Origin of the sequence: Methanonatronarchaeum thermophilum (assembly GCF_002153915.1) — an archaeon.
GTDB classification, from domain to species: Archaea; Halobacteriota; Methanonatronarchaeia; order Methanonatronarchaeales; family Methanonatronarchaeaceae; genus Methanonatronarchaeum; species Methanonatronarchaeum thermophilum.
The window spans coordinates 203089-218171 of record NZ_MRZU01000002.1 but is presented as its reverse complement, the minus strand read 5'-3'; the positions used below and the strand labels follow the sequence as shown (position 1 = coordinate 218171).

Here is a 15083-nt window from a genome sequence, read left to right as displayed (position 1 = left end):
TTAGGTTGTTTTTGTTGTTTATTTTGTAGCCTTTTTGTTTGAGGTATTTTTTTACTTGTTTTGGTGATCTTTCTCCACTGTCGATGCCGTATTCGTGTTGTGCAACTCCTTTTAGCCCTAGATCTGAAATCACAAGTGATGTGACTACGTTTGCTCCGGCTTCTAGTGGTTTTTCTATTCCTTTTAAACCGTTTATATCTAGTGATGCTGGGATTAATTTTTGTGGGTTTGTGAGTCTTAGAACTGCTATCACTGTGCTGTATTCGGTTGGTGTTTTTTGATGTGGTATTGGAATTCCTTTTTGTTTAACGTATTTCATGCATCTGACTTGGTTTGTTGGTTGTTTTGACATTTTTTTGATTGTTTTTGCTATATCGTCTAGGTTTTCACCTATTCCTAACAACATTCCATCTTCGGTTAGGAAGCCGTTTTTATTTGCGTTTTTTCTTGCGTTGTATCTTTTTTGGTATGGTTGATTGGGTCTTAGTTTTTTGTAGAGTGGTTTGCTGTGTGTTTCTTGGTATAATGCATACCAATCTGCTCCTGCTTCCTTAGCTTCTTTGAGTTGTTTTTGTGTTAGTACGCCTGGACTTATCATTATGGGTGTATCGAGTTTGTTGATCTCTTGCAGTAGTTCTGTGTATCTATTGAAGTTGTCGTGGTAGTATGGGTCTTCTCCTGAGGTTAGGTCGAGTAGGTGTACTCCTTCTTCGACATATTTATTGGAGATTTTTATTATTTCATTTCTTGTTTTCCTATACCTCTCAGGATGTTTGTTGTCGCAGCGGTAATAACAAAACCTACAGTTGTTTCGGCAGTTTGTTGAAAAATAGACAAATCCATAGAGATATATACCGTTCTTAAAGTTCTTATCTCTTATTTCACGGGCTTTTTGGAACAAAAGCTGTTTTTCGTCATTGTTCTGTGGATTTAACAACCTTATTAGGTCTTCAGTGTTGTATTGTTTGTTTAAAGTATTGTTAAAAGCCGTTTCAAACTCTATTTCTTCAACATATCTATTTGATGTCAAGCCTAACCCCGTCCTGATAGATATAGCTATTACCATATGCCTTAGCTGTTGAACCATCATCCAAGAGCATTGCAAGCCGTTCCACACCTAAACCGATTCCAACCCAAGGTTGGTCGATAGACCAATTACTATCTAGGGGGTGTGGACCTGCTATACAGGAAGCAACTTCAACCCCATCGACCAATACATCAACGGTTTTACCATACAAACTGGATTCTTCACCAACTTTTTTATAGTCAGTGAACTCACCAAAAACCTCTTCGATCAATCTGTCCAGTCTCTCTTCAGTATCACCGATATCACCCATCTCAACAGCGTTCAACATAGTGAATTCATTTAAGTGTTCAGAACTACTTTTCTCCCGACGAAAACAAGTTCCAATCTCGAAAATACGTACCTTGCTTTGATTGGATATCCTGTTAAAATGCCTAAGCTCGTTATAGAGGTTTGGAGCCAACATAGGTCTTAAACAACGATTATCCTCTTCAAGCCAATATACCTGCTCCCTCAAGTCATCGCTGATCTCCATCTTCTCCAACAATGAATAAGAAATTATCTCCGGCGTACGCACCTCAACAAACCCAAGTTCATAAAAACGATTCCTCAGGTCACTGGAAACTTTACGCCAAAAAGGAATTTTATTACCAACTAACCTTTCAAAACGCTTCCTATTTCTATCCCTAAGCCTACCAACCAATTCTTCAAAAAAACGATTACGTTCATCAACATCCTCAAAATCACTTGGAAAAACCCCTTCAAACCCGAGTTCCTGCAGCCGTTGTTTCTGAGTGACGGTGAACTCCATACACGAGGGACCCGGGAGTTGAACCCGGCTAAGGGAGGTATCCCCAAAATCTAGGGCCTCCGTGGTCACCCCGACCAGCCCCCCACAACAACAAACATTAACCCCAAATACATTTAGTTTTTACTTACAAAAAAACAAAACAAAAAACCTACAAACCCTAAACACACTACAAAAAAAACAAAACAAAAAAAATATTCAATCACTTATATAACCCTATAACCGAGTTTATAGACCATATTATGATATATTAAGTTTTTTATTTCTCTTTTTAATTGTGTTTTGTTTAAGGTTGGTGTAAACCTATATTATATTACGGTTGATGTTTTAATTGTTTTTAGAGTTTAATTAGTAGTTGGTGGTTATGGTTTCACGTTATGATGGTTCTCAGGATAGTTTTATCAGGGTTTTGTTGGTAGATGATGAGCCTGGATTTCTTGATTTAGCTAAAAACTTTTTGGAGGGAGATGGTAGTTCGTTGGTTGTTGAGACTGCTCCTTCAGCTGAGGATGGCGTAGATTTATTAGAGGAATATAGTTTTGATGTTGTTGTTAGTGATTATCAGATGCCTGGGATGGATGGCTTGGATTTTCTTGATTGTATCCGTAATAGGATGTCGATGGATATTCCTTTTATTATGTTTACAGGTCGGGGTCGTGAAGAGGTTGCTATGAAAGCACTTAATTTGGGTGCTAATCGATATCTTCAGAAGGGTGGTGCTCCTAAATCCCAGTATGATGTTTTAGCTAGAGCAGTTAAACAGGAGTATAGGTCATATACGACTGAAAAAGAGTTGAAGAAGTCTGAAAGAGAGAAAAAATTGATTTTAGAGAGCACAACAGATTTAATAGCTTATTTAAATCCTAGTTTAGATATACTTTGGGTTAACAAAGCTGCTGGTGACTCTGTAGGTAAAAAACCAAGTGAGCTTGAAGGAAAGAAATGTTTTGAAATATGGCATGACCGTGATACTCCATGTTCTGACTGTCCTGTGACTAAAGCATTGGAGACCGGGGATACGCATAAAGGTGAGGTAAAATCTCCAGACGGTAGGCATTGGTTGGTTTCCGGTAACCCAGTGCATAACGATCAAGGAGAGGTCATTGGGGTTGTTGAGGCAACTCAAGAGATAACTAAACTTAAGAATGCTATGGAAAAACTGGAGAAAACAACCGAGGAATATAGATCTATTTTGGATGCGATGAACGAATCGGTCTGGATAATAGATTCTTCAGGCAGGTTCATTGAGGTGAATGAAACAGCCGCTGTAAAGTTAGGTTACAGCCGTGATGAACTGTTAGATATGGGTCCAAGTGATTTAGACGGTGTTTTGTCTAAATCTGAGGTTAAAGAGAAGATAGGGCAGATATTTGACGTTGGCTTTGATGTTTTTGAAACAAAACATCGGACTAAAGATGGTGAGTGGATACCGGTAGAGGTAAGTAATAGTTTGATTACATACCAGGATAGTGAAGCCGTTTTAAGTGTAGCTCGAGATATCAGTAAAAGGAAGAGAACTCAGAAAAAACTTAAAGAACGGGTTAAAGAACTTAATTTACTTTATAAACTATCTAAGTTGGAGGATAAAACTAGTTCTATCAGTAGTTTGCTTGAAAAATCTGTCAAACTACTACCTCCTGCACTGAAATACCCAGACAAAGCCATAGCTAAAATAGTCTATAGAGACATGGAATATAAATCAACAGGTTATGAACAATCCGATTATTGTCTAAACTATAGTATTTCTGTTTTTGGTGAAAAAGAGGGTTATGTCAAGGTAGGTTATATTGATGAACTTCCATCTGGCAATCATGTTTTTATCGATGAAGAGATTCAGGTATTAGATGAGTTCACCAATCGTATTGGCTCTATTTTAGAGAAAAAGATTGCTAAAAAGAATTTAAAGAAGAGTGAAGAGAGATATCGTAGGCTTTTTGAAACGGCTCAAGATGGTATGTTGATTTTGGATTCAAGTTCAGGTGAGATAAATGATGCGAATCCCTACATACAAGAGCTTTTAAATTACAACAAACAGGAGCTTGTTGGTAAAAAACTATGGGAGATAGGTCGGGAACAAGATATAGATGAAAACAAAAAACGTTTCCAGAAACTTGTCGATGAGGGTTATATCCGGTATGAAGACCTTCCCTTAGAAACAAAAAACAGTAATACAGTTTATGTTGAATTTGTAAGCAATACATACATAGTTGGTGAAAAAAAGGTAGTTCAATGCAACATTAGAGACATAACCGAACGCAAGCAGGTTGAAGAGAAATTTAGAAGTTTTGTTGAAAACGCTCCAGACGGCATCATAGTTCACGACCTTAATGGAAAGATAATTTTAGCAAACCAGATGGCTTCAAACTTACTTGGATACACAAAAAAAGAATTAATCGGTATGGAGATACCGGATATCGATCCATTGGCCTACAAAGAACTTCCATTAAATGTTTTTTGGAAGGAGGTCGGTTCAGGAGAATCCAAGTCTATCGAATCGAGACATAAACGTAAAGATGGAGAAACCTACCCTGTACGCGTCTCTTTGAAAAAAATATCTGTTGATGGAATGCCGGCGATAATTGCTTTCTTCAGAGATATAACTGAGATAAAAAAGGCTCAAAAAACTGTCGAAAAAAATGAAAAACAGTTGAAGAAGTCACAAGAGATCGCTAAAGTAGGAAGTTGGGAGTTAGATATATCAACGGGAAAATTAGATTGGTCTGAAGAAACCCACCGTATCTTCGGAACCGAGTTTGAAAAAGATTTAGAGTACAGGGATTTCTTAAAAACTGTCCACCCTGAAGACCAAGATTACGTGGACAATGCTTGGAAAAAAGCTGTTCAAACCGGTGATTATGATGTGGAGCATCGAATAGTTGTCGATGGTGAAGTTAAATGGGTCCATCAAAAAGCCAGCATAACCAGGGTTGACGGTGAACCGGTATCCGCATTTGGAACTGTTCAAGACATAACAGAACGAAAAAAACTTGAAGAACGTTTAAAAGAATATAAACGAGCTATCGAAGGCTCCACAGATTTAATGGCCGCAGTTGACGTAAATAAAGAATTTATTTTCGCCAACAAAAAATACCAACAGTTCTTTGGGATCGATAACTCCAAAAAACTGGTTGGAAAAAAATTAAAAGATATATACAGTGGCAGTGAACTGGAAACAATAAACAAAAATATTAATGACGCACTAAATGGTGAAACCGTTAAATACACCATGAAGAGAGGTAAAAACCCCGAACGCCACTTCGACATTAGATATTATCCATTGAAAGAAAAAGATAAAGTTCGTGGAGTCGTTGGTGTACTAAGAGATATAACTGAGCGTAAAAAAATCGAAAAAGACCTTAAAACCAAAGATAAAGCCATACAAGCATCAAAAAACGCAATATCTATAATAAACTCCAGCGGTAGGTATACACACGTAAACCCAGCCTGGACCAAGTTATTCGGATACACCCTTGATGAAGTTGTAGGTAAAAAACAGACAGAGATATCTAGCGATACAAAAACAAAACAAACAAAACAAAAAATCCTAGAGAAAGTTAAAAAACATGGAGAGTGGACCGAGGAAACAAAAATAAAAACTGACAAAAACACCAAAAGCGACAAGATACACGTAGAGATATCCAGTAGCAAAATAGAAACAGACGACACCACAATTGGCTATATAAATATCTACAAAGATATTACCTCTCGGAAAAAGTCAGAGGAAAGACGTGAGTTCTTACATACACTACTAAGGCACGACGTTAAAAACAAAATCCAGTTGATACAGGGATACCACGACCTAATAACAGAACAAAAACTCCCAGAACAAACGGAAAACTACTTAAAAAAATCAAACCAAGCAGTTAGAGACAGTTTGGACATCATAGAGAAGATAAAAATAATGCAGAAACTAGAAGAAAAGACGGAGATACAAGAAATCGACATAAACAAAACAATAAAAAAAGTTATCGAAAAAGAAGAACCACATGCACAACAAAAAAATATAAATATCATTCACAAAAAAGGTTGTCAGAAAGTTCTTGGCGGCACACTACTAAACGAGTTGTTCTCAAACATAATAGAAAACTCCATTCGACATGCGGAATGCAACGTGATACTGATAAAAACAATCGAAGACAAAAACAAATGTCAGATAGTTATAGAGGATGATGGACAAGGATTACCAAGACAAACCAAAAAAATATTCAACAAAGGCTTTAAAAAAGGAGAAAACGCCGGTTCAGGTCTCGGCCTATATTTCGCTAAAACAATAACAAACCGATACAACGGTGAGATATCTGCTGAACAATCAGAAAAAGGCGGGGCAAAAATCAAAATAGAGCTACAGAAACCAAAAACACAACAACCAAATAAATAAATTAGAGTAGTTTATTTTAAATAATTAAACAACCAACTTAACTAAGTTGTTTAAGCCTGGAGTGATGATTTTTTGTCTTTCGAAGGACATCCTACCCACGAAATCCAAGAAGGAAAAACCGAGAGTTTGAAGGGAAAGAAGATTGTTTTAGGTGTTACAGGCAGTATAGCAGCCATACTCTCAGTTAAACTATCACGTGAATTAATTAGACATGGAGCCAGTGTTCAAGCAATATTAACAGATTCAGCACAAAACATAATACATAAAAACGCACTTGAATACGCCACAGGCAGATCTGTAGTAACCGAACTCACCGGAAAGGTCGAACACGTGAGAGACCTATGTGGACAATGCAATGCAGACCTATTCCTTATCGCACCTGCAACCGCAAACACATTAGGCAAAATCGCTGGCGGAATAGATGACACAACAGTCACAACCTACGCCACAACAGCTTTATCAAGAAACATACCAACAGTCATAGTTCCAGCTATGGACCTATCGATGTATAGACAGCCTTTCGTGAAAGAAAACATCAAACAGCTCAAGGAAAAAAAACTGCATTTTGTTGGACCTAAAATCGAGGAAGACAAAGCAAAAATGGCATCTATACACGAAGTTGTCGTTGAAACAAGACATTTATTAGGGCCAAACGACCTAAAAGATAAAAAAGTATTGGTTACTGGAGGTGCAACAGCCGAACCTATAGACGACGTTAGGATACTTACAAACAGAAGCTCCGGTAGGATGGGGGTTGAGATAGCTAGAGCTGCCTACCTACGTGGAGCGGAAACAAAACTGATATTAGGTAGGTCCTATGTTGAAAAGCCAGTTGGAGTGGAGACAAAGCATGTTGAAAGTATAAAGGAGATGGAAACAGAAGTCATGAACTCCCTCAAAGATGATTATGATATATTTATTTCATCTGCCGCCATCTCAGACTTCATACCGAAAAAAGTGGATGGAAAAATACAGTCCGGAACTCCGAAAAAAATAGAACTAAAGCCATCAGAAAAGATAATAAGGAAAGCAGCTAACAAAAACCCAGAACTAAAGGTTGTTGGATTCAAACTGGAGCCAACAATAGAAGAAAGCCTTAAATCCGCAAACAAAAAACTAATAGAAATGAATTTAGACCTGATAGTTGGAAACCCAGTTAAAACGATGGGTAGCCAGAACATAGACGCACACATAATAACAAAAAACACCAAAAAACACATAAAAGGCGGTAAACAAAGAGTAGCGAACGAAATATTCGACCAACTAAACAAACAAAAATAAAAAAAACCTTTATCCCCGGTTTATGTTATCCTTATCTTCATGTTTTTTTAAGAGTTATTAGGAACTTAACTCCTTTTTCACTGTCTTTTAATTCAATATCTCCGTTATAGTGGTTTATTATTTTTTCAACAAGGTGTAGGCCTAGACCGGTTCCGCCTTTACTGCTGAATCCTTTTTCAAATACATGTTGTCTGTTGTTTTCTGGGATTCCTTTTCCGTCGTCTTGGTAGGTTATACTGCATATATCTTTGTTGGTGGTTGAGGTTATCTCTATTTTACTGCAGTCTGCGTGTTGTATAGAGTTCATTATCAAGTTTTTAAAGACTTCTTGAAGCATTGAGCCGGCCATGACTGTACAATTATTTACATCTGTTTTTATTTTTATGTCGTTTTCTTGAATCTCTTGTTTATAATCGTTTATTGAGTTTGTTATTACATTTTGGAGTTCTGTTGGAACGGTTTGTTCTTTTTTAATCTTCTCGATGCTCTGTATTTTCTGTATCAGTCTTTTTGTATCATCTATCGAGTTGATAGCTTTATTGATGTAGTTTTTCATGTTTTTCTGGTCGCTATCGATTTTTTCATTTAATAGTTCTATGTATCCCTCCATCAACTGGATTTTGTTTTTAAGGTCGTGGTTCATTGTAGACCTTATGAACTCGGCCCATTCTTCTGCTTTTTTACGTTTAGTTATATCGATATGCTTGACAACTGCATACCGTTGATTTAATTCGATACCTGTTACTTCACATATGAACCATCTTTTGGTTTCAGGGCTATGGCAGGGATACTCAATTTTATCAGTTGTTTTATCTCCATTTAGAACACGCTTTATCTCTTCGCTAACCAACCTACCTTCTATATGGTTTTCATTAACGTCTTCAGCTATCTCTATATAGTTATTACCAACAGCACATTTAGGGTGTTTGAGACCGTTTTCACGGCCAAAATCAATCCAAGACTGGTTTACCCCTACTATATAGCCTTCTCGATCTACAACTGCTATATGGTCATTTACACTGTCTACGACCATGCTGGATAGCCGGTTTAAATCTCCCTGGTCTATGTATTCTTTTTTGAAATGCATCTACACACCTATCTCTTTTACCTTTCTCTTTTATATCATATCTCTATATTGTCCATCATTTATTGGTGTTTTGTTTAATTGATATTTGATATCGATTTTTTTGTTTGTCTATGTTTTTTGTTTTCGGTTTGGTTTGGTTTGGTTTGGTTTGGTTTGGTTTGGTTTGGTTTGGTTTGGTTTGGTTTGGTTTGGTTTGGTTTGGTTTGGTTTGGTTTGGTTTGGTTTGGTTTGGTTTGGTTTGGTTTGGTTTGGTTTGGTTTGGTTTGGTTTGGTTTGGTTTGGTTTGGTTTGGTTTGGTTTGGTTTGGTTTGGTTTGGTTTGGTTTGGTTTGGTTTGGTTTGGTTTGGTTTGGTTTGGTTTGGTTTGGTTTGGTTTGGTTTGGTTTGGTTTGGTTTTTTGGAGGGGTAAAAGTGATAGTGTTTTAGGGTTGTATTTGTTTTGTTGGATTTTTGGTTGGGTTTGGTTTTTTATGCCTTTTGATGTTCTTGGTGAGGATGTTGTTGAGATTGTTCGTGAACGTGGTTTTGATGTAGCTACTGAGCCACAGCGTCGGGCTATTCCTAAGGTTGTTGGTGGTGGGAATTTACTTTTGATTAGTCCGACTGGTTCTGGTAAGACTGAGGCTATTTCTCTTCCTGTTTTGAGTTTGATTGAGGGTGGGGAGGGTATTCAGGCGTTGTATATCACTCCTTTGCGGGCTCTTAATCGTGATATTGTTGGTAGGCTTGAGTGGTGGGGTGATAAGTTGGGTTTGGATGTTCAGGTTCGTCATGGGGATACTACTAGTTATCGGCGTAGGCAGCAGGCTTTGGATCCACCTGATTTGCTTGTTACTACGCCTGAGACTTTACAGGCGATTTTACCTGGTTCGAGGATGCGGGAGCATCTTTCAAATGTACGTCATGTTATTGTTGATGAGATACATGATTTAGCTGATTCTAAACGTGGGATTCAGTTGTCTCTTGCTCTTGAACGGCTTGAGGAGGCTGCTGGTGGGTTTCAGAGACTTGGTTTGTCGGCTACTGTTGGGAATCCCAGGGATATTATGAACCTGCTTGTGGGTGTTGACCGGGGTTGTGAGTTGGTTTGGATCGAGGCTTCGGAGCCGTTTGATTTTTTGATTGAATCTCCATTGCCTGAAACCGGTGTTGATCGTGTTAAACGTAAAACTATGTTGTCGAGGGAGATGTCAGGCCATTTAATGCGCATGATTGAGTTGATAGAGAGCCATAAATCTACTTTGATTTTTGTTAACACGAGGCAGATGGCTGAGACGTTATCGAGTCGTATGAATTTGTTGGATAGAACGGTTGGTGTGCATCATGGTTCTTTATCTAAGGAACGTAGGATCGAGGTTGAGGATAGTTTTAAAGACGGTGGTTTGGATGCGTTGATCTGCACCAGTTCGATGGAGTTGGGTATCGATGTTGGTCATGTAGATCTTGTTATACAGTATAACTCTCCAAGGCAGGTTTTTAGGTTGTTGCAGAGGGTTGGTAGGTCTGGTCATTCGATTGAAAAGGATTCTAAGGGCGTTGTACTCTCTAGTAATCCTGATGATATTGCTGAGTCGGGAGTTATAATAGAGAAGGCTTTGAATAATGATTTGGAAGATATTGTTCCTAGAACTATGTGTTATGACGTTTTAGCCAACCAAATATCGGGGTTGGCTCTTGAAGTTGATGACCTAACTTTGGATAGGGCGTACAGGTTGGTTAAAAAGGCATATCCATATAAAGATCTAACTAAAGATGGTCTAGAAAGGGTTTTGAACCAATTGAGTCAAGCTAGAGTAGTTTCTTTTGAAGATAATATGGTTAAGAGGCGTGGTTCAACCTGGAAATACTATTACTCTAATTTAAGCATGATTCCTGATGAGAGTACCTATGAAGTGCGTGATATAGCTAGTGGTAGGCCGCTTGCAAGGCTTGACGAGAGTTTTGTTGCAGGTTTTGCTAAACCTGGTGAGGTTTTTATTACCGAGGGTAAGATGTGGCGTATCCTGAGTATGGAAGATGATAAAATAAAGGTTGAAGAGATAAAAGATCCTCAGGGAACTATTCCTACTTGGGTAGGTGAGGAAATACCTGTTCCATACATGGTTGCTCAATCTGTAGGTAAGGTGCGTAGAGAGGTTAAAACAGCGATAGAGAAAGATGAGAAGGTTGATTTTGATAGCCTACGGCTATCTGGTGAGTCGGTTGATAAAATAATTGATGTGGTTGGTAGGCAGTTGGATAATGGATTTCCTGTACCTACAGATAAAGAGATTGTTGGTGAGTTGGGTAAGCGGGAGGTAATATTGAATTGTTGTTTTGGCCACAGGGTGAACAAGACTTTGGGGCAGGCGGTTACCTCCTTACTGGCCTCACGTATCGGTGGTAGTGTTGGCTTGGATGTTGATCCATATAGGATTACACTTAAATTACCGGGTAAGACACGTACCTCAATAGTTAAAGAGGTTTTTCCGGTTGACCCCAGTCATTTGGAGCCAATCTTGATGATGTCGTTGAAAAATACCTCTCAATTCAAGTGGGAGTTGATGAAGGTTGCTAAGAAGTTTGGTGTTGTGAGGAAGGATGCTGAATATACTTCATATGACACTGAGAAATTACTGGAGATATACAAGGATACTCCTTTGTATAAAGAAGCTATGAAGGAGATTTTAAACTACAAACTCGATATAAAAACTTCTAAAGAGGTATTAAACGCTATTGGCAGTGATATCTCGGTATCCTGGAAGAATGGCCATTCACCTATCGGTCGGTTAGGCAAGGAAAGTGGGGTTGACTTGATTTCTCCTGAAGAAACCGATGAAACAATTATCCGGACGATTGAGGAGCGGATAAAGGATGACCGTACACTTCTTTTCTGCATACACTGTGGTGACTGGAAGACCACCAAGAAGATAAGGCATGTTCGAGGCGACCCCGAATGTCCAGTATGTGACTCAAGGTATATAGCTGCTTTAAAGCCATGGGAAGAAGAAAAAATCAAGAAATATAAAGCCGGTAAGAACGATAAGGATGTGAAAAACCTGATAAAAAGCGCAAACATTGTTCTATCCCATGGAAAACAAGGAGTAACCGTATTAGCTGGACGTGGAGTAGGACCTACAGCTGCTTCAAGAATCCTACGTGACCTACCGGAAGGGGAAGGCCTATACCGAAAAATATACAACGAAGAACGTAAATACGCACGCACACACATGTTTTGGGATTAAAAACCCAATAATAAACAACAAAATTGATTTAACGCAGTTAAAACCAAGCAATTATGTTTTTATAGCAATATAACATTATTTAGAGAGATAGGGATAAAATGAATGGATTACCACCAGTAGGCAAAGTTGACAGAGAGTTGTTCGAAAAAACAATATACAATAAACTCGGCGCAAAAAACAAAAAAGTATTGATAGGGCCAGAACACGGCGTAGACGCCTCAGCAATAAAAATAAACAAAAACAAAGCAATGGTCATCTCAGAAGACCCAACATTCTCAATGCCATCAATACAAAACCAGTTCGGATGGGCAGTAGTCCACATATGCGCAAGCGACGTCGCCGTACTAGGAGTCGACCCAGAACTAATGACCATATGCCTACTACTACCCCCAGAAACAGAAGACAGTCAGTTCCAGCAAATCTGGAACCAAATACACACCGAATGCAAAAAACACAACATAACAATCGTCGGAGGACACACCGGAGTCTACCCAGGAATACCAGCACCACTAAACGGCGGAGGAACCGTAATCGGATATGGCAACCCAAAAGACCTAACCCCACCAAGCAACGCCCAAACCGGAGACAAAATAATAATGACAAAAGGACCAGCAATCGAAGCAACAGGAATACTAGCACACAAATCCGAAAAACAACTAAAAACCAAATACAACACCAAACTAATCGAAAAAGCCAAAAAAAGATACCACGACATGACAGTACTAAAAGACGCAGCCATAGCCCGAAAACACTCAAACGCAATGCACGACGCAACCGAAGGCGGAATAATAAACGGAATACACGAAATAACACAAGCATCAAAAAAAGGATGCAAAATACACAAAAACAAAATACCAATACCCCCCGAAATAAAAGCCGTATGCAACCACCACAACATAAACCCACTAACCTCCATAAGCGAAGGAACATTACTACTCACATGCCCACCAAAAAACACAAACAAAATACAAAAAAACCTCAAGAAAAACAACATACAATCATGGATAATCGGAGAAATAACACCACAAAAAAATGGAACAAAAATAATCAACAAAAACGGACAAGAAAAACAACTAAAACCAGTTAAAACCGACCCATTCTGGAAAACATTCTTCAAAAAACAGCCAGAAAAGTGATAAAAATGGATACTAAAACAGAAAGAGAACTACTAGGAGGACTACTACAAGCAACACACCTAATAGAAAAAACACCAACATTCAGCAAACTAATACCAGAAGTAAGAACAAACATCGTATACTGCCAACCAAACGAAACAGACCCAAAAAAAGTAGCAGCAATCAACGGAAGAATAACAACCATCAACGGAAAACCAAAAGCCTCAGGCAAACCAAAAATAGGATGCTCCGACCACATGGCCCGAGCACTAATAGAAATAAAAAAACACCGACCCGAAATACAAGCCGGAATCAACCTAAGATACAACAAACAAACAACAAAAGCAATCAAAAAAACAACCAACACCAAAATAGGTAAAATAGATCGACAGAAAGAACCAACACCACACAAAAAAGGCGAAAAAAAATCAATGCCATGGAAAATCAAATACCTACACCAAAAATACGGAGAAATACCAGACATCTTCTACGAAACACCAGGCCTAGGAAAAGAACCACTATACGTATACATAGGAAAAGACCCATATACACTAACCAAAAAAACAATAAAAATATCAAAAAACATAACAAAACACACCCACAAAACATAAAAAAACCATAGTAAAATGCCAAAAAACAATACAATAAAAACAAAAAGAAAAACCACAACAAAAATAAACAAACAAATAAAGGAGTTAGAGCGCAAGCCAGAGCCAAAAAAATCCTACAAAATACTAAAAACCGCTATAAACAACCCAGAAAACCTAACCAACCACATACCCAAAATAATCAAACTAACCAAAACAACACCATGGATAGTTAAACACGACCTAACAACCGCACTAACCTACATCACACAACAACACCCAACCCAGATGACACCACACCTACCAAAACTAATAGAAACACTAGAACAAGACACAACAACCAGAAACAACACACTACACATACTCAACATCATATCAAAAAAACAACCCCAAAAAATCAATGAATACCTACCAAAAATCCAAAACCACACAACAGACAACGAAACAAAACTACACACAACACAAATACTCGCAGAAATAACAGAAAACCACCAAATAAAACCAAAACACATAAAAAACCTATCACTACAAAACAAAAACCAACAGATAACAAAAAACACAACAACCATACTAAAAAACACCTCCAAACACAACCCAGAAACCATACAAAAATACACAAACGAACTAATAAACCAACTCAACCACAAAGACGATGAAATAAGAATCAACACCACACAAACACTCAAAAACATAGCAAAACACAACCCCCAAAAAATCACACCCTACACAAACCAAATAACAAAAAAACTCGAAGACCCCCGATGGAGAGCAAGAGCAAACACAACCTCAACACTAAAATACATAGCAAAACACAACCCCCAAAAAATCACACCCTACACAAACCAAATAACAAAAATGCTAAACGAAGAATCATGGGTAATACAAGCAGACGCAGCAGAAACACTAAAATACATAGCAAAACACAACCCCCAACAACTAACAAAACACATACAAAAAATCACACCACAACTAGAAAACCAATCGATAAGCGTACGCAAAGAAATAACCAAAACAATAAAACACATAACAAACGAATCACCAGAAACCACAAAACCATACACCCCCCAAATAAAAAAACTAATCAACGACAACTACAACGAAATCCAGCTCGACGCAGCAAGAATACTCAAAAAACTAGGACACACAAAACCAATACAAAAACTCGACAAAATAGACAAAAAAAGACTCTAAAACAAAAAACACAGACACACAACAAACAAATAAAGCCTATACAAAAACCAAAAAAAACAGCCCAAAAAAATTTTCGAGTAGTTTTACACTCACCTTGATATAAAAATGTCTTTAATTAAAAACCGCGACCCAAGACTGTGGTTATATGAACTATTAAATCAGTATGACAGAGTTAGTTATTATAGAGTTATTCTTTTCGTAGCTGGGTTTTCCTACCTATTTTTTGGAGTTTTCTATACTGCCTATGGGTTGGAAGACCCAATGGGAACCACATCTCGATTGATTGCAACTATCATTCTACTATCTATCTTTCTATTAAGTTACTTGTTCGATATCGTAAAAAAACAATTAACCAACCTCATGTATTTGGTTGTTTTTATCGGTTTTAC

The 15083-nt window shown here is 37.9% G+C and carries 9 protein-coding genes; 6 read left to right on the top strand and 3 right to left on the bottom strand.

The genetic code is table 11. The features are described 5' to 3' along the window. Positions 1–1030: methylornithine synthase PylB (pylB, locus tag AMET1_RS01105; RefSeq protein WP_086636641.1), on the bottom strand; the 1030-nt coding region annotated here is incomplete at its 3' end. Beyond that, positions 1017–1835 (bottom strand): pyrrolysine--tRNA(Pyl) ligase large subunit, encoded by an 819-nt coding sequence (gene pylSc, locus AMET1_RS01100; RefSeq protein ID WP_143406791.1) that lies wholly within the window; start codon positions 1833–1835, stop codon positions 1017–1019. The genes pylB and pylSc, both read right to left, overlap by 14 nt. 361 nt (positions 1836–2196) lie before the next feature. Between pylSc and AMET1_RS01095 the strand changes: the two genes are divergently transcribed. Then, a complete protein-coding gene (locus tag AMET1_RS01095; protein ID WP_086636639.1) occupies positions 2197–6210 on the top strand; it encodes a PAS domain S-box protein in 4014 nt (1337 codons plus the stop codon). A 72-nt stretch (positions 6211–6282) separates the two neighbouring features. Continuing rightward, entirely contained in the window at positions 6283–7491 is a 1209-nt protein-coding gene (gene coaBC / locus AMET1_RS01090; protein WP_086636638.1) for a bifunctional phosphopantothenoylcysteine decarboxylase/phosphopantothenate--cysteine ligase CoaBC, read from the top strand. 37 nt (positions 7492–7528) lie between these two features. On the opposite strand, the gene AMET1_RS01085 is transcribed toward coaBC, so the two are convergent. Beyond that, positions 7529–8578, bottom strand: coding sequence for a PAS domain-containing sensor histidine kinase (locus tag AMET1_RS01085; RefSeq protein ID WP_086636637.1), 1050 nt, complete (start codon positions 8576–8578; stop codon positions 7529–7531). Between the two features lie 469 nt (positions 8579–9047). Here AMET1_RS01085 and AMET1_RS01080 point away from each other — a divergent pair, with 469 nt between their 5' ends. The 4 genes from AMET1_RS01080 (at position 9048) to AMET1_RS01065 (ending at position 14694) form a co-directional block, all read left to right on the top strand. Beyond that, positions 9048–11801, top strand: a complete 2754-nt coding sequence (locus AMET1_RS01080) for a DEAD/DEAH box helicase (protein ID WP_143406790.1) — start codon at positions 9048–9050, stop codon at positions 11799–11801. A gap of 98 nt (positions 11802–11899) precedes the next feature. Further along, positions 11900–12937, top strand: coding sequence for an AIR synthase family protein (locus AMET1_RS01075; RefSeq protein WP_086636635.1), 1038 nt, complete (start codon positions 11900–11902; stop codon positions 12935–12937). Between the two features lie 5 nt (positions 12938–12942). Continuing rightward, positions 12943–13527: a thiamine-phosphate synthase family protein gene (locus tag AMET1_RS01070; RefSeq protein WP_086636634.1), complete on the top strand. Its 585-nt coding sequence runs from the start codon at positions 12943–12945 to the stop codon at positions 13525–13527. Between the two features lie 15 nt (positions 13528–13542). After that, positions 13543–14694, top strand: a complete 1152-nt coding sequence (locus AMET1_RS01065; RefSeq protein ID WP_086636633.1) for a DNA alkylation repair protein — start codon at positions 13543–13545, stop codon at positions 14692–14694. The last annotated feature ends 389 nt before the right edge of the window (positions 14695–15083 follow it).